The following is a 21,755-nucleotide window of genomic DNA, read 5'->3' as shown; positions in this document are numbered from 1 at the left end:
AAGCAGTTGCCGAAAATTGGAAACTTAACGAGCTCGCCGCTTAGTTGTCCGCTTTTGTCCCTATTTTGTCCATGTTTATACCTATTCTGTCCGTATCAAATCAATAAAACATCCGTCATAATTGAGCCGTAAATTTGAATTGAATTTTTTTGTCAGTAATTCTTTTGCGGTGAGATTGTGATGAAATAGTGAAAGCAATTCAGTTGCTCAAAAAAGTTTCTTTCCGGGACGTGCTTCTTGTCTCTGGCCTGGCGTTAATCGGCGTCGGGCTTTACCTGTTTGCGCCGTGGGTATCGTTTACCGTCTGCGGAGGGCTTATCTTCGCGGGCGGTTTTTTTATGAAGGCTGATTAATGGGACTCTTTGACGCCATAAGACCGAAAGCAATGAGTAGCGACGAACTGTCAAGGCTGATCCTGTCAACCTTTGGCGGCGGCGAAACGTCTTCCGGTCAATCGGTAAACTCCAACACGGCCATGAGAGCAATGGCTGTTCATTCATGTGTAAAAATTAAAGCTGATTCAATCGCGCAGTTGCCATGCCATTTATACAAAGAAGTCGAAAAAACGAAAGAGAAAGCAAAAGATCTTCGACTTTACCGGCTTTTGCACCGGCAGCCGAATAGCTGGATGACCGCACCGGAATTTTGGGGAATGGTTTCGGCTTGTCTGGATCTTCGTGGGAATTTCTTTGCACTGAAAAGCGGCCTGCCGGGGCGTGAAGTTCGGGAGCTTATTCCCATACCGATGGGGCGCGTTCGTGAAGTAGTCCAAAATCCTGATTATAGCCTTACTTATAAAGTGGCCCGCCCTGATGGATCAACTATCGACCCGATCCCGGGTGAACGCATTATGCATATTCGCGGCCTCGTTCTTAATGGCTTCATGGGACTTAATCCTATTGAGTACGCCCGGGAAAGCATCGGCCTTGCCCTGGCTACCGAAAAGCACGGGGCAAAATTATTCAAGCAGGGAACAATGCTTGGCGGCGTGTTGACGTTTCCCGGAAATATTAAAGACTCAGGAACCCGCAAGGCAATCCTTGATTCATTCAATGACGTTCATTCATCCGTTGAGAATGCACATAAAACGGCAATGATGGAAGACGGGATGAAATGGGAAAAACTGGGCATGTCTTCCGTTGATTCTCAGTTCCTGGAATCCCGCAACTTCCAGAAAAAAGAAATTGTGGATTTGTTTTTCGGTCTTCCGCTTTCCATGCTGCAATCCGGCGAAAAAGTGGCGACGTATGCCAGCGCCGACGCCTTTGACCTTGAATATGTCAAATACGCACTGACTCCGCGTCTCGTTAATATCGAAATGGCGATTTTCCGCGACCTGCTGGATGAAGATCAAAAAGAAAATTATTTTGCAAAGTTTTCCACGGGTGGCCTTTTGCGCGGCGATACGGCGGCGCGGACTGCATACTATGAAGGCATGGTCAATATTGAAGCCATGAACCCAAACGAAGTTCGCGAGCTGGAAGACATGAACCCATATGAAGGCGGCAATGAGTACAGAACGCGAACCAGCACGATAAGTAAAGATAAGAAAGGCGGTGATAATAAGGGAGGCCAGGACGATGAATCTTAAATATCGCAATCAAAGGAACGCCGAAGCAACGGCCCGGTACTGGAATAAGCCGATTGATAAATCCGATTGGTACAAGATCGAAGCGCTTTCCGACGATAATACTGAAATTATGATTTATGACGTCATTGGCTGGCCGTTCAATGATGCTGGTGAAATCATCCGGGCCTTGTCCGGAATCAATACAAAGACCGTGACCGTCCGAATAAATTCCCCGGGCGGCGATGTTTTTGACGCCATGGCTATTTTTAACGCCCTTCAGTCTCACAAATCGAAAATAATCACCCGTGTCGAATCTCTCGCAGCGTCCGCAGCGTCGTTTCTTGCTCTGGCCGGCAAAGAAGTCCAGGCCTACCCAAACGCCATGTGGATGATTCATGATCCGTGGGTGCTCGCCGCAGGGAATCAATATGACCTGCGCGAAATAGCCGACATTCTGGAAAAGATCAGCGGCAACATGGTTGATATTTATTCCCAGAATTCAAACATCGGCAAAAAAGAAATCCGCGACATGTTGAAAGCGGAAACGTGGTTCACCGCGAAAGAAGCAAAAGAAAAAGGCTTTATTGATACCATCCTCGACGGCAAGGCGGCTAAAGCTCAGTTTGATTTGAGCATGTTCGCCCATGTGCCGGATGGTTTTACAACTAACGATCACGATGAACCCATTGCAAGAAAATACGAGAAGGCCCTGCGCGATGTAGGGGCTTCCAAAAATGAGGCGCGGGCTATTCTGGCGCGAGGCTTGAAGTCCGGAAATCTGGAAGAAGAAGTTTTGGCAGCAGAAAATTTATTAAAAATAATCGGAGGAAAATAAAGATGGAACTCAAAGAAACCATTGAAAGTATCGGCAGGGCATTTGAGCAGTTCAAGGCTGAAAATGATGCGCGGCTGAAGGAAATCGAAAAGAAGGGCAACGCTGATCCGCTGCTGGCTCAGAAAGTTGAAAAGATCAATGCTGATTTAACGGCGCTGAGCGAAATGAAAAGACAGCTTGAGGCCATCGAAACAGCTGTTGCCCGTGGGCAGTTTCCTGGCGGCGGGGGAGGCGATATGGATAAGGCAAAAGCGGACTATAGAAAAGCGTTTCTTGCCTATGCGCGGAGCGGTGATCGGGCCAACGACCTCAAGGGATTGGCGGTAAATGCGGCAATGACCACACAGGATGATACCGAAGGCGGATTTCTGACGACTGACCCCGTAAAGGGCGCAATGCGGGAAATTCAGGATACTGTGTCCGCGATGCGTGGTTTGGCAACTGTTGTCTCTATCGGTAGTAACGAGTGGAAAGAACTTGTCGATATGCTCGGGGATACAGCAGAGGATGCGACCGAAACGAGTACCCGCAACGAAACGGATACGCCGGGATTCAAGGAAGTTTCGATTGTCCCCAAGGAGATATCCGCAAAGCCGAAGGTCACCCAGACCATGCTGGACGATGCAAACTTTGATATTGAGGCGTTCATTGGTCGATCGGCTGGTCGCGCCATCAACCGTAAAGAAGGCGCATGGTTTATTTCCGGTGACGGCGTTAAGCAGGCGATGGGACTCAATTCCTACCCGAAGATTGCCAACGCCTCTTATACATGGGGAAAGATCGGCTATGTATTCAGCGGTCACGCCACTCTTTTAAACAATGCTGATAAGCTCATCGCCCTTCAACATGCGTTGAAACCTTATTACAGGAACGGCGCGAAGTGGCTGATGAATGACAGCACCGTGGAAGCAATTCGTTATTTCAAGAACGGAAATGGCGATTACATCTGGCGGCCTGGTCTCCAGGAGAACGCTCCCGATCTGCTTCTGGGGAAACCCATTGCGGTTGATGACAACGTTGATGATATCGGAGCTGGTAAGTACCCCATCTATTTTGGAAACTTCAAAGAGGGGTATTTAATCGTTGATCGGTTCGGAATCCGCGTACTCCGTGACCCGTATAGCTCTAAGCCTTATGTCGAGTTCTATACGACGAAGCGCGTCGGCGGTGGGATTGTTATGTATGAAGCAATTAAGGGAATGAAGATCCACACGAGCTAACCAACAACCGGGGCGTGAAATACCGCCCCATTTTCAAAAATAATTTGGAGGAAATATTATGAAAGACCTTTACAATCATCTGAAGCCGATTCAGATTGTCCCCCCGATGCTGCTCCTTGATGCAGCCTCCCCCGCCGCAGTGGAGAAATCCATTGCCGGATTCAATTCCGTGGTTATTACTATTGACCATGCTGCAAAACCCGTCGGCGACACCGGAACCATTACCCTTAAACTGGAACACGCCGACGACACGACTTTTGATGTGGCTGGCTCTTATTCAGAAGTTGCCGCCGCCGATATTTTGGGCGCCACGCCTTCATCCGGCGTTATTTTTACGCTGGCAACGGCAGCGCAACCGGCGGCCATCAAGAACATCGGATATGTCGGTGGGAAAAAGTGGCTGAAATTCACACTGGCTGAAAACGACAGCAACGCAACCGGAACGCAAATTTCCGTGAGCATGCAGAAGGGTCATCCCGGCGATATTCCGCCCCTGTAACCTGCCCTTAATAACCATTCCGGGCGGGGGAACTCGCCCGGATAAGCAAAGGAGAAAAGACATGAAAAAATTTTCAATTACAGCAATCCTGATTTTGCTTTTTGCTGCAATCGCCTTTGCCGCTTCTGATACCACCTATCAGGCTTTGGTTCACATGAGCGGCCCTGACGAACAGACAGTTGAATCAGGCGGTAAAATAACCGTTTTATCCGGCGGTATCGTGGATATTGAATCCGGAGGTTATTTAAAAATTGCCGGGACGCAGATTACGCCTACGGCAGCGCAGTTTAATTTCTTGTCGGGAGTGACCGCTGGGACTTCTGCGGCTTCAAAAGCGGTTGTGCTTGGTTCTGACAGTAAAATTAATGCAATCGACATTACTGCATTAACGCTGAACGGAACGGCGGTTACTTCCACGGCAGCGGAAATCAATAAACTGGCTTCCATCGGTGCGGGCGATGTTTTGACCACCACGAACACGAAAACGCTCACAAATAAGACACTTTCCGGCCCTATCTTTACGATAGCGGCCACTCACGCTTTCGCATTGGCTGAGGATTGGGTACTGTCAGCCGCTGAAATGCTTTGCTCGTTGTTGGTCACGTCTTCAGGGTCCGGCGATGCAAACATTATCGAAAGCGGCGGCGTGGCCGGGCGCATCCGGATTGTCAGAAACGGCGGAAGTGGCACGGTAACGATTAAAGAAAGCGGTCGAACCGGTGTTGCTATCGCCAGTGGTAAAACTGCGGTAGTGATCCATAACGGAACTGATTATATCAGGGTCACGGCGGATGCAACTCATTAATAATGCTATAGGGGGGGCTTGCGCTCCCCCGTCAATTAAATTCGATGATCGGCTTATTCTGGCAGGCCTGTTTGCTGTCGCACTTTGGGTATGGGGTCCAAATGTTTTCTACGGCCATGCTCACATGCTGATTGTTTTCGGCGTTCTCGCTTTATCAATAATGGCAATGGATAAGGCTATTTTTGCTTTTGGGGCTTTCCTTGCGGCGTGGTTCGCGTATTTTTATTCAGCATTTTCTGTAGGAAAAATCGTTTTTGACGAAACCATTATACAGGCCATTGATTCGCTGATTTTCTTTATGGTGGGGCTTGTCGTTTATATCGTTGTTAAATTCGGGCGCACTGAGAATAAATCTTATTATAACGCCATTTGCACAATTTCTATTATTCTTTCGATCATGGGACTTATTCAATATTTTTATGGGCATCAGATGGCGCGGGCAACGCTGGGGAATCAAAATTTCCTTGCTGCTTTTCTGGCCGTTTCCACGATTCTGTTTTTCAGAAAAAAATGGTGGATGTTCCTACCTCTGATTATCGGAGTATTGTTTTTAACTCATACCAGCACGGCCATTGCCGCCATTTGTGTCGGAGTGGGATTCTATGTCTGGGGCTGGATAGGGGCGGCGGTTTCAATCAATTTCGGGATGGTTTATTTCATGCTGTTCAAAACACCCGATTCGCTTATTGCCCGGATAGAATACTGGACGGACGCATTCAATAAGGTTTCCGCCCATTGGTACACTTTTGTTTTTGGAGTCGGCCCGGGCGTTTACTGGCAGCCGGGGAACATGCTCCACTCTGAATACGCTTATTTGTTGTGGAATTTCGGGATAATCGGGCTTCTAATTGTCGTGGCTTATATTGTCCGGACATTCTTAACTATTAAAGACAGGATGCTTCTTTCGGTATTTGTCGTAATCCTGATTGACAGCATCGGTAATCATTTAATGCACACGGCGGCAACGGCAATGCCCGCAATCATTATCATAGCTTTAATGGACCGCGAAAATATAGGGAGGGTTGAACAATGGCTATAGCAGTCACCAATCCGGATGTAGGACCGGGATCACAAGGCGGAGCTTTTATTATCAACGCCACAAGTGCCGATGCTTCTGGCTGCGAAGAACTGAAAGCGGCCCCGGCAGCAGGGAAGTCAATTTATATTAAACATCTGACCATCAATAACGGTGCGAACGCCATTTCCCATACCGTCGGAGAAGGCGAAACGACCGGCGCTGTCACCACGGCCTTGATCGGTCCTATCGCAATGGCTGCCAACACGTCTATGCAATGGGATTTTTACCCGCCGATGAAATTAACCGCGGCGACCGCGTTGACTATTGATTCATCCGGCGCCGGTGCCGTTTGCGTTTTTGCAGAGGGATATGTTGAATGAAAACCGTCCAAACAGTAGCTCCGACATTATTGCCCGTCAGCCTCAGTGAATTAAAGGCTCATTTGCGCCTTGATTCCGGCACCTTTGACGGCAATCTGACTCTGACGCAATCCCTTGCTTATGGTTCAAAGGGAGTGAGCGCAGGCGGTGCTTACACCCATCTTGGGACCGGTATTGACGTTCTGGGGAAGCAGGCGGAAGTCCTTTTGCATTGCGGAACAAACACTGCGACTGGCACGAATGATACGAAGATCCAGGAATCGGACGATAACGCGACGTGGGGCGACTGGACTGGCGGAGCTTTCGCTCAGGTTACGACCGCGAGCGACAACACTGATTATAAAAAGGCTTATACCGGTACGAAACAGTATATCCGGACGGCCTCCAAAGTTCTTCTGGCTGCCTGTGAGTTTGGAACGTCCATTCTTGTGAACGCGGCGACCACGGCAGAAGATTCCCTTTTGACCGAAAAACTTCAAAGCGCGATTGACGACGCGGAAGATTTCACCGGCCGGCAGCTGCTTACGGCGACATGGAAAGCCTATCTTGATCAATTCCCTGCCGACAAGAATTATATCGAATTGCCTTTCGGGAACCTGCAGAACGGCACAGGCACGGCCCCCATCGTAACATATAAGGACTGTGACGGAACGACTACCACAATGACCGTCGGAACTGATTACCTTGTGGAAACGAACGGCGACGAACGGGGGCGGATCGTGCTTCCCTATGGTGTTTCATGGCCGTCAGTAACCCTCTACCCGTCAAATCCCATCTGCATTGAATTTATTTGTGGCTGGACGGCGGCGGCACTTGTTCCATCGAAGATAAAAAGCGCAATCCTCTTAGGAGCCGCAGACCTCTATAATTGCCGGGAGACGAAAACAGACCGGCAGATATGGGAAAATAAAGCGATTCATAACCTGCTTTACGGAAAGAAATTGTGGAGCTTTGGATGATGCAAGGCAAACGCGTATATCCCACAGACGAGCTTGATTTCCCTGTCAACCCTGGCGAATACATGAAGATGCCTGACGGGAAATGGAGCCTGTGCGTGCCAACTGGTATTCACGGGGCGATAAACGATAAGACGTGGAAAATCATTGAACACGAAGATGGAACAATCACCGTCAGCCCGTCCATTCAGGTTACTTGTCATAACCCAGAATATAATTGGCATGGCTTTCTCGAAAAGGGAGTGTGGCGAGAATGTTAAGATCCGGCGACCTTAATAAGCTTATCGATATCCAGGCGCAGACAAAAGCATCTGATTCGATGGGCGGTTTTACGACGACCTGGACAACGCTTGCGGCCAACGTAGCGGCGGCGATCTGGGACGCAACAAGCAACGAGCGGAACCAGGCGAACGCGACAACCCTGATTATTACGCATCGGGTGCGGATCAGATACAGAAGCATTTTTAGAAGTGCATGGCGGCTAAAGTTTGGGAACCGGTATTTTTCCATCGTAAGCGTGGTTAATCCGGGAGAGAAAAACGAGTATTTGGATCTGTTTTGCAAAGAGGCGGCGTAAGCCAGAAAGGAAAAGAAAATGGCCTCAAATTATGCATTAAGCCGGGAAACATTAAAGGAGTTGGCCGATAATTTTGGATTAAAGCACGTCCGAAATTTACAAATCAATATTCCCCGCGACGGGATAGTGACGATAACAGCGGAAATATACCCTGAAATTGACGGAGTTAGACAGTTACTTACAACGATTAAAAAATACAGGCTGGAAGAAATACAAAATGGATGAACTCATAAAGGCCATAGTCTCAAAGTTATCCGGCTCCGCATTATCCACGGACGTAAACGGCAGGGTTTATCTTGACCGCGCCCCGGACAGCTGCGAGTTTCCATATATTGTCTTTTTTGTCGTTTCATCCGTCCCTGATTGGATGTTCACGGAACGCTTTGAAGACACAATGATTCAGTTTTCTTTGTTCTCAAACTCCGAAAGCGCGGTTGAAATCACAACCATGCTGAAGGATCTGAAATCTTTATTTGACGACTGTTCTTTGACGATCACCAGTGACACTCTCGTATGGTTTCGCCGCCAGAATATTGCGACGATGGTTGAAGACATTACGACAACGGCAGGAGCGCAGGCCGTAAAACATTACGCTGTTGATTACGAGGCCAAAGTCCAAACGGACTAGAAAGGAAGTCATGCAAAAGAAACTATCAGAAATCACCCGCGCTGAATGGGTTGCAATCATCTGGCTTGAATGCGGTGAGGAAGACGGCGAAAGACTGTTTATGGCCAATGGCAGAAGGACGCCGGACGAAGCCATGAACGCGGCCGAAGAATGGGAAGTATTTCAACAGGCAAACGATGAAGTGAACAGCGTTGTTATTGCTGAGAAAGGATAAGATGCATGAGCATTGAAGACCTAATACGAGACGCACAATTAAAAGCAAACCGGGTTAAACTCGGAATAGGCTTTCCGTGTAATTATGGCGTCGTTCCATCAGCCTTTTTGAAATCCGTTTTGATGATGAAAAAACCGGATTATGAATTAATTCTCGTTGAGGAAGGCGATCTTTGCACAATGAGAAACCAGATCGTTGATATAGCAAGGGCCTCCGAATGCACCCATTTGTTAATGATGGACACGGACATGCTTTATCATGAAGACACAATTTATAGGCTTTTATCTCACAAACTACCTATTATCGGCGCTCTCTGTTATCGCCGGAAAATTCCCTTTGATCCACTCATGTTTAAAGGCAAACTGGGTGGATATAAAAGCATTGACGAGTGGGACAAGGAGCTTGTCGAAGTGGACGCGACCGGCACCGGATGCCTTATGTTTGAAATGAAAATATTTGATGAAATTGATAAAATTTACAAAGCTGAGATTGATGCTTTTAATGCGCTAAGGCCGGGGGTAGGTATTTTAGAAAGCCTTCCCGACACTGTTCAGCGATACATTACTAAACTTGAAAAGAAATGTAGGCACGAAAACGTACCTAGAAAATATTTCAAATTCAGGCAGCATGACGACGGATCACCGATTGGTGAAGATATCGGCTTTTGTTCCGACCTGCGAAATGCCGGATATAAAATATTTGTCGATACGACAATCCCGGCGGGGCATTTAACGACTATGGTTGTGACCGATGAAACTTATCGGTGGTATAAAGCGGTAAGAAAGCGACAGTGTGAGAATGATAGGAAAATTAAAGTAGCTTAACAAAAAATTCGGGTTTCCTGAAAGTCCGGCCAGACTGACAGGGACGCAAGAAAGAATCAAAGGGGCAATTACGGTGCCGTAATCATCGTAGTTCGCCCCTTTTTCTTTGCCCGAAATTCAAAGGAGGAAATTTAAAATGGGTATTTCAGTCGGAAAAGATAGCAAGGGCGTTTACTACAACGGTACCAAAGTCGCGCAGATGGGGACAATGAATTTATCCGGGTTTACCCGCGACACGCTGGAAGACACAGAATTTGACGACGACATCAAAACCTATGTCTTTGGAACGGGCGACGGCGGCGGAATCAGCTTCAACGGAAATTACGATAACGCAGACACGACCGGACAGGGGGCCGTTGATGCACTGTGTGTTAATGGCACCCTTGTCAACGAGGGTACCGCTGGTTTGGTTTTCTATATCAACCAAACAAACTACTGGGGCTTGTCGGGCGGGAATATTCTGATGACCAAAGGCCGCGCGTTTTCGATGGATAAATCCGGCATCGGGCAGATCAGCTTTGAAGGCAAGATCAGCGGCGGCAAAATGGTTCTGACCTAAACCTTAACCGGCCTGATGGCCAGAAAGCGAAGTATTAAAATGATTGTTGATCTGGAAAGAAAACCGACTGAAAGCGGCTCGTTTGAACTCAAAGGCGGGGGAAAGGTACACCTCCGCCTGATGGACAGCGAAGATATAAGGGAGCTTCAAAAGGCTTGCATGACGAGCGTTCCCGAGTACCCGCTGTTAAAGAATCCCGAAACCGGCAAAGACGAATACCGGCGCTTTGATGCCCCTAAATTTGACGGCGATTTGTGGGATGAAATGATGTGGGATCGCGTCATCACCGGATGGGATGACCTTTTCGATAAGGACAAAAAGCCCATTCCCTGCACGAAAGAAAACAAGGTTTTGTTGATGACCTGCGGCAAGGCGAAAGAGTTTGTCGATGCCGTGAATAATGGCCTTAAAACACTGAAGGATCAGGATAAAGCGAGGTCAGAAGCAACTGAAAAAAACTGATTGACTGGGTGGAGTGGTGTAATGAGTACGCACACACTTGCCCAGCGTGTCAGACAATCTACGCAGAAAGAACGCCTCCCGGTGCGCCTCCATGCGAATCTTGCCGGGTTGTGCTGAGGGACGAAAATCAGGAAGTGGCCGAAATATACATGCTGGTGCGTAGGCAGTATGTCACACGGCACAACGGGAAATTTGACTATATCGTTGACGTTTCCATTCCGGCGATTGAAAGCGCTATGAGAGCAAAGGGCGTTAAGGATCAATGGTCATGCCTGACAAGGGTGCGGAAATTGTTTCATCATTTTTTAGAGGATCAGAATGAGAGTTAGCAACTGGAATCCACATAAATTTGATGGCGAAATCATTACGGCCGGAATGGACCGGCTTGAAAAAGCCGCTGAGGTCATTGCCAATGATGCACGTCGGCGCGTTCCCGTCGCCAGCGGAAAACTCAGAAGCTCAATCCGTGTTGTTCGGCTCAAAGGTGATACGCGCCGAAATATCCGCGTGTATGCAGGGAACCGGACAAAAGGCGGGGCTTATTATGCCCACATGGTCGAACGCGGGACGGTAAAGATGAGAGCAAAGCCTTTCCTCCGCCCTGCATTAAATGCGAGTAAGGACAAGATTCAGAACATTTTAAGGAATGGTGGATAGCATGCCCGGATCTGTAGGCACTATATTTGCGGAACTTGACCTTGATGCTTCCCGTTATACGAAAGGGCAGCAGAAGCTCCTGCAGGATGCCACAACTACCACTTTAAATATTGAGCAAAATTTCAAAAACCTTGGCGTCAAGTCTGCTGCTGAAATGGATCTGATGCGGGCGAAAATAAATAATTCGTTCGACATGATTAAAAACAGCTCCAAGGCTACAGCAGATGATATTGTCCGCGCTGAAAAGGCTAAACACGACCAACTCACCAAATTAAATGAGCAGCAGTACGGCAAGCAAAAGTCAATGATTGACGGCTTCAAAGATCATTGGATAGGCGCGACTGTTGCAATGGCCGCGGCTGCTGCCGCCGCAAGTAAGGGCTGGGCCATGCTGAAAGCCGGTGCTGAATACGAAGAACAGCGCGGTATTTTAGATAATCTTACGAGAAAATATTCCACATCTGCCGACTCAATCGTTGCCGACATGCGACGCGCAAGCGACGGATTGATCGCAAATTCAGACCTTATGCAAATTGCTTTGGGCGGATTGGCTAAAGGCTTAAACCCGGATCAATTAATAAAGCTTTCGTCCGCTGCCGACATCCTTGCCGATACCGTTGGCGGGACAGCGACAAGCGCCCTTAACGATTTGACGCAGGCACTTGAAAGTGGCCGTGTTAAAGGATTAAAAGCTTTTACTGGCTCAACCATCGATCTTAAAGACGCTTTCGGGGATCTGGAAAGCAAACTCACGGCTGCGGAAAAAACACAAGCTATGTATTCCCTGTTGATGATCCACGTCACTAAACTCCAACAGCAGCAAACCAGCGCCGTTGATAGCACAAGGGACGAAATTGAGCGGCTGGAATCACAATATAAAAATCTTACCACAAGTATGGCGGTTGCCTTTAAGACGGCGATAGTCGGCGTTGATAGCTTTATTACACGATACGGGAAAGGATCAATAGACCCCATCACGATGGGCGCAAATTTCCTTGCATCCTTTTTTGAGAAAAAAGGAACATACGGCGAAGGTGTTTATGAAGTGCCTGAAATCGGCGCAAAGCAGACAGCAGACCCATTGCAACAATACAACGATCAGCTTGATGCCATTTTTAAAAAAGTGCAAACGCGAACGGATATCGCTGATGGCATGAAAAAAAGCGCGTCTGAATACGAGACGGCGCTAAAACAAATGTCTGAGGAAACCCGTAAGGCCTATTACGAAATTGAGGGCATGGGTAAATCTCAATACGAAAAAGACATTGCTCGGATAGCATCAGAGGAGCAGGAACTCAGAAGAAAAACACAGAATGACGTTGCAGTTGTTCGGTGGAAAACGGCACAGATAGCACTTGCTGAGGCAAAGCAGTCCGAAGAGACGACAAAGCTATGGCAGAAATCAGGCCTTGAAGCTGAAGAAGGGATAAAAAAAGAGGTTGAGGTCGGCATCTATCAAACCGCCGAATCTATCAAACGAACCGAAGAACGCCACAAGGCAGAACGTGAACTTTACAAAGATTTGAGAGGTTATGAAACAGAAGCTTACGCCGCATCGATGGTTCTCATTGATGAACAAGCGAAAAAATATAAAGATCTGGGAGTTGCTGAGGTCGCCGTTGCCGCCTGGGTGACAGAGGAAACCCGTAAAGCAGAAATAAAAAAGCTGGAATTTTCAGACAACTTTTTTGATGGCGTCCATGCCGGTTTTCTTCAGATGAAAGCAGAAGCCCTGACGATGGGCAAGGTTGGTGCGGACATTTTCAAAACCTTCTCTAAGGAATCATCCAAAGCCTTATCGGAAGGACTTTTCCAATCCATTAAAAAAGGTTCAATCGACGCCGAAAAGATTTTTGAAAACTTTACTGATTCGATGCTGCGGAAGTTTACGGATACGGCTGCTCAAATGGTTGTTGAGGCGGCAATGAATCCAATTAAAATGACTTTCGGGGCCGTGTGGAATGAAGGTGCAAAAACTGTTTTGGGGGTCGTTGGTAAGGTTCTGGGGTATGCAACGGATTGGCTATTCAGCGGAATCGCCGGAAGCGGTGAAACTTGGGATTCACTAAATTGGACGGGGGCAAGCAGGGCGGCTTATGGTGGATGGGTTCCGGGCAACGCAAGTGTTGCCGGAAATTCATATGCTAACGATAAAATAAAATATTTATTATCTCCTAATGAATATGTCGTTGACCGCGAAACGACGGCTGCGATCGCATCAAAGGGCCAGAACGGTGATACTATGCTGGCTCATATCAACACGGCAGAAGCTTCTTTATTAAAAGCCTTGGGCGGTTCCGGCACAGTAAACCCACGCACGGGCTTGCCTCAATTTTGGGGATTTGATGATTTTGTTAATGTCATCAGTGGCGGATTGTCTAATGCGATAGGACTCACTAATTCAAGTTCGATGGAGGATGTTTTTGATTTTATAAATCCCGGAATCCAAAGTGCCGAAAGTATTTCTAAGGCTATCCAAAACGGCAAGTGGGCCGATGCTATTGACGCAGCATTTGACCCTATTACCGGTCCCGGATTAACAAGATTAACTGGATACGCAGGAGATAAAATCAATGGCGTTGCCCCGTGGTTCGGAACCCTGGTCGATATGGTTGCCCCAGTGGTTGGTGCCGTGGTTGGTGGTGTTTACGGCGGGCCATGGGGGGCGGCAGGCGGTGCTGCTGCCGGGTCAGGCTTCTCAAGTAAATTCAATAAATACAGTAGTGAACAAGCCATGATTAAGGCGGGCGTATCTGCTGCGGTCGCTTATGTTGCTGGCGTTTATACCGGCGTCGGTAATGCATCAGAGGCGGCCGTGATTACGTCCGATATGCAGGCACAGGCGGCATATAATGCAGCTATGGAACAAGGAATGGCGCAAGGGATGTCAGAATCAGCGGCGGAGATAGCAGCACAAGAGGCTTATGATGCAGCGTACACAATAGCCTGGAATGAGGCCATGAATGCCGCTTTATCAAATGCTGCCGGACAGACTTTCACGGGAACGTTAAAAAGTTTTGTAACAAAATGGGCGATTAACGAAGCTCTTGGGGCATCATTCCCCGCCGAAAACGGAAATCTTGGAGTGTCTTTTGATGGCATGGATTCCGGCAATCTTGGCGCATCAATGAAAGGAAACCTTGCTAAGATTGCTCCACGAACTGACACGTTTGCTTTCAGCGCAAAGAACGGCCTTGATTATGTTCCCAGAGATAATTTCATGGTCAGAACTCATAAAGCCGAAGCGGTATTAAAAGAAGATGAAGCGGCAGCATATCGGGCCGGAAAATATGCGAGGGGCGGTGGCGATGGTGCGTCGCAACCATTGATTATTAATATTCCTGTCGTTCTTAATGGGCGAGAAATCGCTAAAGTTATTTACGACGAGACAAAACACAATAACAAAGTGGTTCATGTAAATGGGATAACAAGCATATGAGCTTACTCTTTCTATACAATAATCTTCTGGACAGTGCGACCTTGACCGCCAGCAGTGCGGCAACGGGATTTCCTGCGAATAACCTCAAGAATCCGCACCGTACAAAGACATGGAAAACAGCAGGCGCAACGGCAGGGACTGCACAGCTGGTCATCGATCATGGAACGGCAAAAGCAGTCAACGCTATTGCTTTGACCGGTTATGATTGGGCGGCCGCACCCGGAACGCTTCAAGTCGAATTCAACGCCACGGATTCCTGGGGCTCACCTTCGGTCACGGAAACGCTGACATGGGTGTCCGGAACGACTCCCGGCGGGAATAAAGGCACGATCATCAAGAAGCTGGCGGCGGATCGCACATATCGATACAACCGGCTTTCGGTGGTCAACGCTCCCGGAGACTGGAACCTTGGCCGGCTGTTTGTCGGTCAGTATTTTGAACCGGCGCGAACTTATGGCTGGGGGTATCAGGAATCAGTCATCGATCCATCTTTAATTGCTCAAACCATCGGCGGCCAGGATCATGCCGATGAAATAGAAAAGTATCGCATCTTCTCATGTTCCGGCGTCATAGCAACACAAGCCCAGTGGGTACTGTATCAGGCCATGCTTAATTCAGTTGGGCTTCATAAGGAAATATTCGCGGCTCTGGATTACACCAACGACCCGATAGAGAGGACGATTTACGGAAAGTTTTCAAAGCTTCCGGCAGTTACCAGACCGTTTAATTTTAACTACGACTTTGAATTCACCGAGGCCCGCTGATGGGAAACACTACGACATTTGCCGACCTGATCGCCGCACCGCAGAGTGAAAAGGTTTTCCTGTGTGAAACTAAGCCGGGAGAGCAGATCACGAATTTTACGGCTGCGACTGCGGTATCTCTGACAAATGTTACCTGTTATTTTTCTTTAGTCAATGGCACGGCTTTTGTTACTCGGATGAAAGTTAATGGCGTTGATTTTGATCTAACCAATTATGTCGGTTGGAAGATAACTTTTACAGCAGGAGGGAAAACTCTTGTCGGATATATTAAGGCGATTGGCACGGGAGAAACGCTAAGTTCTGAACTAATCACAGGATGGACAAATGCTGGATACTCTTCACTGACGGTTAATGCAAACGGCCATGACATTGATTCTGCCACTTATGCAGGGGCGGGATACCCAGAAATAGATTCAAGTTCCCTTGGTGCATCTGGTGCGCTTGTTAAGACAGTTTTAGACATAACTATGGTTTCTGGAACCATTAACCAGGCTGGCTTACCTGGAGTAGCGGCATGGTTTACATCATCCTCATTAAGCCGATCGGCGACATATTACAATACACTAAATTGGGCGACGAATTTCGTGTATCTAAAAACGGAGCCAACAGGAGTTAATTTTTCCGCTCTTATGTCGAGTAAACAAATACTTACACCATCCCTATTAACTGGCTGCACCATTGTAACGGAAAAAGACGGAAGTACTTATAATTGGGCGAGCAATGATGGAATTAGCACTGCTTCCGGGGCAACTTACAACGTAACTCTTGAACCGGCAGAAACCTATCAGCTATCCTATCTCAACGAAACCATCACCATGGCCGATGCCAGCACGGAAACCATTAGAAAGGCCATTGTTGCCTGTGAGCTTGACGGCGTAGCATTGACAGCACAGACAAGCATTGCAAATGTGGACGCGAACGCAGGTTCTTACTGGCACGACACGACGAACGGCCTCTTTTACGTCCATGCCCCTGACGGCGGATCACCGAACCATCACACCGTCATCGTCTATTTTTGGGTGTTTTTCGCCACTCGCGGCATAAAACTGGACACTCCAGAACGATATTATGAACCCTATATCGCATCCGACGGCATCCCGGCGATTACGCAGGAAACGCAGCAGATCCACTGGGGCGCTTCACAGATATCATCCGGATCAGTAAATCTTATCAACAGCCGGGGCTTTTTCGATCAGATCACAAAACGCTGGATCTGGAACAACAAAGAAATAAAGCTGCTTCTGGGCGGGGACGCTCTGCCGTATTCCGAATATACGGCGATTTTCGCCGGGCGCATCATGCAGGCGACGTTTACAAAAACAAATTTCATGCTGGATATCGAAAGCCGCGCCTTCGCCCTTCTCAGATCGTTGCCAATTAATAACTACTGGAAAAGCACATGGCCGAATCTTGAACCGTCGGCGGAAGGCAAAGCCATTCCTTATTTTTGGGGAAGCTATGACATAACGCAAGCCCCGCTTTGCACCTGCATCAATACGGCATACGCCGCATCGACTTATCAGTTTAAAATCTGCGACTGCACGTACCATGCGATTAAATCCATTGCTCAGGTTTATGTTGATTATAATGACGGCGCGGGCTGGCAGGCAATCGCCCACGGCAATGAAGATCTGACGAACGGCACCTTTACGATCAATTCAGCCTCTTTTGTGGTTGGAACTTCCCGCGTCAAAGTTGCCTTTGAAGGTTATCACGTTGGCGGAGTCCTGATTGAAGGCGCTCCGGAAATCGCGGAAGACATCCTTCTGAATCAGTGCGGATATGTAGCAGCGGACCTGAACGCGGCCAGCTTCACGGCATCCAAAGCGATCAGCGATTGCGTTTTAAATGTGGCAAATGAGTCCGTGACGTCGGCGCTGACGATCCTTGAAACCATCTGTCAGTCTGATTTGGCCTTTTTCGATGAAGATGGTGCAGGATTGCTAAGATATCGGACGTGGGAGCCATCAACCATCGGGACGCTGCCGGTGTTGGCAAAAGAAGACATCCTGGAAGAGCCGGAAATTATCGAAGACAGTTCACAGCTTTACTGGAAAGTAAAGGCCGGGTATTCGTACCAGTGCGCCATTGGAACTTATCTCTATACAGAAGCGTGCAACGATGAATCAAAATACAAATATGGCCGTGACGATTATCTGACGATCAAGACCTATCACCGGACAAAAGCCGGGGCGGACACCATGGCCGGCCGAATAAACTGGGTAAGCAGAAACCCGTCGCCGGTGATCACACTGAAATTAAAGGCAGGCCAGATCAATAAAAACTTGGGCGATAAAATAAAAGTGACGCTGGCCCGCGCTCCGCAGTCAACCGCCGGGGGATATGACGAACGGGTTTTTGAAATTATTTCAAAAGAAATTTCCTGCTTTCCGCTGATGGTAACTTTGAAAGGCCGCGATCTGATGGATTACGGCCGCAATGTTGGTTTTTGGATGGCTGATGACGCTCCAAGCTGGGCAACGGCAACGGCACAACAGAGGGATGATTCCGGGTTCTGGTGCGATGATAACGGTTACGCAGACCCGACAGATCCGGAAAGCTTAAATAAATCTTTATGGTGGTGATAATATGTCATGGACAGAAGCATTATCAATTACGACTGGAAACGCGTCGAAAAAATCAGAGATAGACGCGGCCTTTAACAATACTCTTTATTTAAGGGATTATCAGGCGTTAGGCTTAGCGAGAAACCTTAAGCCCGTCGTGAACGCCGCAGTCAATAAGCTGGATATCTTCACAAAGTCCGGCGGGGCCGCTCCTGCCGCGGCGCACATCATCGGCGTGGCTATCCCTGATGGAAATGGTCACACATTCCGGACAAGGGCGGCCGCGTATCTTTCCGGAACATCCCAGATCATTATGGCCGATGCTGCTAATTATTGGAGCAAAGGCACCCTGGACGCTGAAATCAAGACAGCCTGGCTCTATGCGATATGGGACGGGACCGGCATTGTCTGGGCTCTGGCTGGGTATTCCGGATTTACCATAGTCCCGACAACTACGACAGCCACGGATGATGATTATTTCCTGCTGGAAGACGGCTCAACGTACACCCGCAGCGCCTCCCATTATTGCGTGGCAGTCGCTAAAATCAGGTATCAATATGATACCGCCGACACTCCGGACCATACCATTCAGGCAACGGCCCTCGATGCCCCGCGGGTGATCTGGAATCCGAAATCAGATTATGGCTACAGTAAAAATCTGGCAGCAACAGTCACCAGCGGCAGCGACATAGCTGTTTATTCCGCAATCAGCGTTGTGGTTAAACAGCCCGGAAAATATAAAATGTCGGGTGCGGCAATGGGCATGGCCGCCGGTGCGCCCTGGAGCCTTTGGGCGTATATAAAAACCGGCAGCGCGACGTATGGCAGCGCCGTTCGAAAGGCGTTAGGTCTGTTTAATGCCCCGTCGGGCTTTGGTAGTTTTAACAATTTTGCCATTGCTGGAGAAAAACAGGTCTATCTAAATTCTGGCGACACAATCCATCTTGGGCTGTCGCTTTCGGGTGATAGCGGCAATCGGGTGATTCAAGGTGACGATGCTTACGTCGGCGCCACGTCGCTGTCTTTTGCCCGGGTTGATTAAAGGAGAGCAAAAATGGATAAAGATATTTTATGCCAATTAATAGCCCAGCGAATCAATCCGGAATATTTTTTTCTATCCGGAATCGAATTCTGTTGGAAAAGCGAGGATTACAACACGGAAGCCAACAACGCCATAGTTGCCGGCATCATAGCGAACTATGACTCTCTGGCGGCTGATTATGAAGCGGCTCAGGTGGTCATTAGGAAGCGGCAGGCTTATAAAACCGAAGCCGATCCGCTTTACATCGAGTGGAAAGCATTACTTGCGGCAGAGGATGCGGATGCAGAAGCAAGGCATCAGGAATGGATTGCAAAAAGGGCGGAAATTAAAGCGAGGTTTGAATAAAAATAAGGGGGATTGGTATCATGACACCAAAACGACATGACGGCGATTGTAATATGTTAGTGGAAACTAAACAGGTAGATCCACCTGTAAGAAACAGCCTATTCGTTGCGATACTTTTATCCATTGTCGGCGTCCTTCTGGTTGGCTTTGCCTCAGTTGTTTACAGCCAAATGAAAGACCAAATCTCAATAATTAAAGAACAGCAATTAAAAAACGATGCGCAGGAAGTCCGGCTTGTTCAAGTGGAGACGGCCCTCTTTTATATAAAACAAAGCCTGGACAAAATTGAATCCAACACAAAAACAACGGCAGAAAAGATTGAGAGTCTTGATCGAAGGATAAAAAAATGAACGCCCTATGTGCTTTTTGCCCATTCAATGATCGTTGCTCCAATGATGAAACCGCCCAGTTAAAACAGGAAAAAGCGGAATGGGTTCAGGAACGGTCAATCTTACGGGAACGCCTGATCGAAAACGGGCTTGAAGCGGGGGCATCAATCTTAATGCATGGGCAGAGGATAGATACGAAAGCATGAAGCAGGAATTACGAAAACTTATTGAATTAAAAGCCGCGGCGTACCAGCTTGACCCAGACTTAGTCGAAGCACATATTCTCACTGAAAGCAGCGGAAAACCGGACGCGACACGTTTTGAACCATCATTTTATGAGCATTACATTTTCCCGCTGAATCTAAAAGATCAAAATGAAGCCAGAGGACGGGCAACATCTTTCGGGCTCCTGCAGATCATGGGTCAGGTAGCGAGAGAGCTTGGATATAAGGGGCCATGGTCTGGATTAATGGATCCGGAAACAAATCTTGAATGGGGATGTCTGAAATTATCGAAGTGCTATAAAAAATATGCACCAAGCCTTGATGAGGGCATTTCGGCTTATAACTGCGGCACCCCAAAATATAAAGGGGGAAAACTTGTTAATCAGGTTTATGTTGACCGGGTCCACGGCTTTTTAAAGATGATTAAAAACAAGGCAGGACAATGAAATACCGTTCCGGGGTAAAATACACAGTCGAGGGCGATTGGTCCGTATATACCGCCCTTAAAGGGTACGCTTTCGAGACAAAACACTTGAAAATGTCGCCCGATGGTATTTTCACCCTGAAAGATGGATATCCGTCAGATGGGCCTAGTGGTCCAACGATGGATAGTCGTTATTGCATGCGTGGCGCTTTTTTCCATGATGGAGGTTATGAGGCTATACGGCAAGGGCTTCTTCCGATGTCCTGCAGGGAGTATTTTGACGGTCTTCTGTATCTGTTAATAGTCGATGACGGGTATAAAATGATCGAACGATGGGGGCATTTAAAGCCTATCCAGTGGGCAGAAAAGAAGATTGTCGAGCGCCGGGCCTTGGGTTGGTACAACGCGGTGATTGAATTTGCCGAAAGCGCTGCGCTGGCTAAAAGTGAACCGAAAATTTATGATACGGAGGCAGCATAATGGACTTTCAATATATTTTCGATGATAAATGGTGGATGTGGGTATGGCATAACTTTTCTTTTGTCATGCTCCTGATTCCAAGCATCGCAGCTACGATTTTAAAACTAATAGCCATAAGGCATCCGGAAGTTCCCACTGATACGATCATGGAGCTGTTCAGGAAAATTTGCGCGAAGCCAGGGGAAAAAATAGGCGGTAATCAGTAACCCATCTGATCCAAATTATCCGGATTAACCACTTCCCCGCCTTGCCAGCTTAAAACGTGGTTCAGTTCATGGCCTAAAACGTGCTGGTTGATGATGATAGTTCCGTCCGGCAGTTGCTTGCCGATCACCCATATTTCAGGTGGTTCTCCCGTGGAAGCGTACCCGATCACACCCATAGCCGCGCCACGGTAAGGCTGATGTTTAAACTTTACCCGGCTATCCACGACATGCACCTTTATTTTAAGCTCGTATTCTCTGGAAAATTCACGCCCTGCAGGAATCCTCTCAAAGCTCCCATGCGTCAGGGCAAAGCCTTCTTTTCGTAGATCGGTTACAAGGGACGTGCAGCCGGACAACGAGAGGGCGAGGATGAAGATCAGAAGGATGATAATCGCTGAGTAGAAAAGGCCATGGAATACTCCGAAGTAAAAGCGGGGTTCCGTGTAGTGGGTCTTGTAGTGGATTTGCTGTTTTTGTAGCGGATTTAAGGGGGGTCGCCGCAAAATAAACGTAAAAAAATCAATGATAATAGATAGTAAAAAAGCAGGTCTTTTGCTTTGGGAGCAAGATGTCGCAGGTTCAAATCCTGCCGCCCCGACCAGATAAAATCGAGAGGTTACGCTATTACCTGTAACCTCTTTTTTTGTTTTGTGTTGCGGTTTCAGGCTGCGGGTTATCATTTTTGAACGCAAGTTTCCGGATGAGCTGAATGACGGCTGTCTTGATCAAAA

The 21,755-nt window shown here is 47.9% G+C and carries 29 protein-coding genes; 28 read left to right on the top strand and 1 reads right to left on the bottom strand.

Annotated features, from left to right (window positions below; genetic code table 11):
• The first annotated feature begins 352 nt into the window (after nucleotides 1-352).
• From CVU71_03715 to CVU71_03580, 28 genes are all read left to right on the top strand, one after another.
• Nucleotides 353-1,591, top strand: coding sequence for a phage portal protein (locus CVU71_03715; GenBank protein ID PKN20898.1), 1,239 nt, complete (start codon nucleotides 353-355; stop codon nucleotides 1,589-1,591).
• Nucleotides 1,581-2,405, top strand: coding sequence for a hypothetical protein (locus CVU71_03710; protein PKN20897.1), 825 nt, complete (start codon nucleotides 1,581-1,583; stop codon nucleotides 2,403-2,405). The genes CVU71_03715 and CVU71_03710 overlap by 11 nt, the downstream gene beginning before the upstream one ends.
• A gap of 2 nt (nucleotides 2,406-2,407) precedes the next feature.
• Nucleotides 2,408-3,625: a phage major capsid protein gene (locus tag CVU71_03705; GenBank protein PKN20896.1), complete on the top strand. Its 1,218-nt coding sequence runs from the start codon at nucleotides 2,408-2,410 to the stop codon at nucleotides 3,623-3,625.
• 58 nt (nucleotides 3,626-3,683) lie between these two features.
• Nucleotides 3,684-4,124, top strand: a complete 441-nt coding sequence (locus CVU71_03700; protein ID PKN20895.1) for a hypothetical protein — start codon at nucleotides 3,684-3,686, stop codon at nucleotides 4,122-4,124.
• Nucleotides 4,125-4,185: 61 nt separating this feature from the next.
• Nucleotides 4,186-4,929: a hypothetical protein gene (locus tag CVU71_03695; protein PKN20894.1), complete on the top strand. Its 744-nt coding sequence runs from the start codon at nucleotides 4,186-4,188 to the stop codon at nucleotides 4,927-4,929.
• The gene (locus tag CVU71_03690) at nucleotides 4,916-5,968 is read left to right on the top strand and encodes a hypothetical protein (protein PKN20893.1); all 1,053 of its coding nucleotides are present in this window, start codon (nucleotides 4,916-4,918) and stop codon (nucleotides 5,966-5,968) included. The genes CVU71_03695 and CVU71_03690 overlap by 14 nt, the downstream gene beginning before the upstream one ends.
• The gene (locus CVU71_03685) at nucleotides 5,959-6,327 is read left to right on the top strand and encodes a hypothetical protein (GenBank protein ID PKN20892.1); all 369 of its coding nucleotides are present in this window, start codon (nucleotides 5,959-5,961) and stop codon (nucleotides 6,325-6,327) included. The genes CVU71_03690 and CVU71_03685 overlap by 10 nt, the downstream gene beginning before the upstream one ends.
• Nucleotides 6,324-7,286: a hypothetical protein gene (locus CVU71_03680; GenBank protein ID PKN20891.1), complete on the top strand. Its 963-nt coding sequence runs from the start codon at nucleotides 6,324-6,326 to the stop codon at nucleotides 7,284-7,286. The genes CVU71_03685 and CVU71_03680 overlap by 4 nt, the downstream gene beginning before the upstream one ends.
• A complete protein-coding gene (locus CVU71_03675; protein ID PKN20890.1) occupies nucleotides 7,283-7,543 on the top strand; it encodes a hypothetical protein in 261 nt (86 codons plus the stop codon). The genes CVU71_03680 and CVU71_03675 overlap by 4 nt, the downstream gene beginning before the upstream one ends.
• The gene (locus tag CVU71_03670; protein ID PKN20889.1) at nucleotides 7,537-7,860 is read left to right on the top strand and encodes a head-tail adaptor protein; all 324 of its coding nucleotides are present in this window, start codon (nucleotides 7,537-7,539) and stop codon (nucleotides 7,858-7,860) included. The genes CVU71_03675 and CVU71_03670 overlap by 7 nt, the downstream gene beginning before the upstream one ends.
• A gap of 18 nt (nucleotides 7,861-7,878) precedes the next feature.
• Nucleotides 7,879-8,085, top strand: a complete 207-nt coding sequence (locus CVU71_03665) for a hypothetical protein (protein ID PKN20888.1) — start codon at nucleotides 7,879-7,881, stop codon at nucleotides 8,083-8,085.
• Nucleotides 8,078-8,488 carry a hypothetical protein gene (locus CVU71_03660; protein ID PKN20887.1) on the top strand — a complete coding sequence of 137 codons (411 nt, stop codon included), beginning with the start codon at nucleotides 8,078-8,080 and terminating at the stop codon, nucleotides 8,486-8,488. The genes CVU71_03665 and CVU71_03660 overlap by 8 nt, the downstream gene beginning before the upstream one ends.
• 10 nt (nucleotides 8,489-8,498) lie before the next feature.
• Complete coding sequence (locus CVU71_03655) at nucleotides 8,499-8,702, top strand: hypothetical protein (protein PKN20886.1); 204 nt, start codon at nucleotides 8,499-8,501, stop codon at nucleotides 8,700-8,702.
• A 5-nt stretch (nucleotides 8,703-8,707) separates the two neighbouring features.
• Complete coding sequence (locus tag CVU71_03650; GenBank protein ID PKN20885.1) at nucleotides 8,708-9,526, top strand: hypothetical protein; 819 nt, start codon at nucleotides 8,708-8,710, stop codon at nucleotides 9,524-9,526.
• Between the two features lie 136 nt (nucleotides 9,527-9,662).
• Nucleotides 9,663-10,085: a hypothetical protein gene (locus CVU71_03645; protein ID PKN20884.1), complete on the top strand. Its 423-nt coding sequence runs from the start codon at nucleotides 9,663-9,665 to the stop codon at nucleotides 10,083-10,085.
• 39 nt (nucleotides 10,086-10,124) lie between these two features.
• Nucleotides 10,125-10,547 (top strand): hypothetical protein, encoded by a 423-nt coding sequence (locus CVU71_03640; GenBank protein PKN20883.1) that lies wholly within the window; start codon nucleotides 10,125-10,127, stop codon nucleotides 10,545-10,547.
• 110 nt (nucleotides 10,548-10,657) lie between these two features.
• A complete protein-coding gene (locus CVU71_03635; GenBank protein ID PKN20882.1) occupies nucleotides 10,658-10,876 on the top strand; it encodes a hypothetical protein in 219 nt (72 codons plus the stop codon).
• Nucleotides 10,866-11,204 carry a hypothetical protein gene (locus tag CVU71_03630; GenBank protein PKN20881.1) on the top strand — a complete coding sequence of 113 codons (339 nt, stop codon included), beginning with the start codon at nucleotides 10,866-10,868 and terminating at the stop codon, nucleotides 11,202-11,204. The genes CVU71_03635 and CVU71_03630 overlap by 11 nt, the downstream gene beginning before the upstream one ends.
• Before the next feature lies 1 nt (nucleotide 11,205).
• Nucleotides 11,206-14,643: a hypothetical protein gene (locus tag CVU71_03625; GenBank protein PKN20880.1), complete on the top strand. Its 3,438-nt coding sequence runs from the start codon at nucleotides 11,206-11,208 to the stop codon at nucleotides 14,641-14,643.
• Nucleotides 14,640-15,407, top strand: a complete 768-nt coding sequence (locus tag CVU71_03620; GenBank protein PKN20879.1) for a hypothetical protein — start codon at nucleotides 14,640-14,642, stop codon at nucleotides 15,405-15,407. Before CVU71_03625 ends, CVU71_03620 begins: the two co-directional genes overlap by 4 nt.
• Before the next feature lie 629 nt (nucleotides 15,408-16,036).
• Nucleotides 16,037-17,992: a hypothetical protein gene (locus CVU71_03615; protein ID PKN20878.1), complete on the top strand. Its 1,956-nt coding sequence runs from the start codon at nucleotides 16,037-16,039 to the stop codon at nucleotides 17,990-17,992.
• Between the two features lie 4 nt (nucleotides 17,993-17,996).
• Nucleotides 17,997-19,016 carry a hypothetical protein gene (locus CVU71_03610; GenBank protein PKN20877.1) on the top strand — a complete coding sequence of 340 codons (1,020 nt, stop codon included), beginning with the start codon at nucleotides 17,997-17,999 and terminating at the stop codon, nucleotides 19,014-19,016.
• Nucleotides 19,017-19,028: 12 nt separating this feature from the next.
• A complete protein-coding gene (locus tag CVU71_03605; GenBank protein ID PKN20876.1) occupies nucleotides 19,029-19,361 on the top strand; it encodes a hypothetical protein in 333 nt (110 codons plus the stop codon).
• A 20-nt stretch (nucleotides 19,362-19,381) separates the two neighbouring features.
• The gene (locus CVU71_03600; GenBank protein ID PKN20875.1) at nucleotides 19,382-19,711 is read left to right on the top strand and encodes a hypothetical protein; all 330 of its coding nucleotides are present in this window, start codon (nucleotides 19,382-19,384) and stop codon (nucleotides 19,709-19,711) included.
• Nucleotides 19,708-19,896 carry a hypothetical protein gene (locus CVU71_03595; GenBank protein PKN20874.1) on the top strand — a complete coding sequence of 63 codons (189 nt, stop codon included), beginning with the start codon at nucleotides 19,708-19,710 and terminating at the stop codon, nucleotides 19,894-19,896. Before CVU71_03600 ends, CVU71_03595 begins: the two co-directional genes overlap by 4 nt.
• Nucleotides 19,893-20,360, top strand: coding sequence for a lysozyme (locus CVU71_03590; GenBank protein ID PKN20873.1), 468 nt, complete (start codon nucleotides 19,893-19,895; stop codon nucleotides 20,358-20,360). The genes CVU71_03595 and CVU71_03590 overlap by 4 nt, the downstream gene beginning before the upstream one ends.
• Nucleotides 20,357-20,818, top strand: a complete 462-nt coding sequence (locus CVU71_03585) for a hypothetical protein (GenBank protein PKN20872.1) — start codon at nucleotides 20,357-20,359, stop codon at nucleotides 20,816-20,818. The genes CVU71_03590 and CVU71_03585 overlap by 4 nt, the downstream gene beginning before the upstream one ends.
• Complete coding sequence (locus CVU71_03580) at nucleotides 20,818-21,024, top strand: hypothetical protein (protein ID PKN20871.1); 207 nt, start codon at nucleotides 20,818-20,820, stop codon at nucleotides 21,022-21,024. Before CVU71_03585 ends, CVU71_03580 begins: the two co-directional genes overlap by 1 nt.
• On the opposite strand, the gene CVU71_03575 is transcribed toward CVU71_03580, so the two are convergent.
• A complete protein-coding gene (locus CVU71_03575; protein ID PKN20870.1) occupies nucleotides 21,018-21,704 on the bottom strand; it encodes a hypothetical protein in 687 nt (228 codons plus the stop codon). The two genes, CVU71_03580 and CVU71_03575, sit on opposite strands and share 7 nt — an antisense overlap.
• Nucleotides 21,705-21,755 lie beyond the last annotated feature (51 nt).

The organism is Deltaproteobacteria bacterium HGW-Deltaproteobacteria-6 (genome assembly GCA_002840435.1).
GTDB lineage: Bacteria > Desulfobacterota > Syntrophia > Syntrophales > Smithellaceae > UBA8904.
Note: the sequence above shows the minus strand (reverse complement) of the source record. Positions and strands in the feature narration are given on the sequence as shown.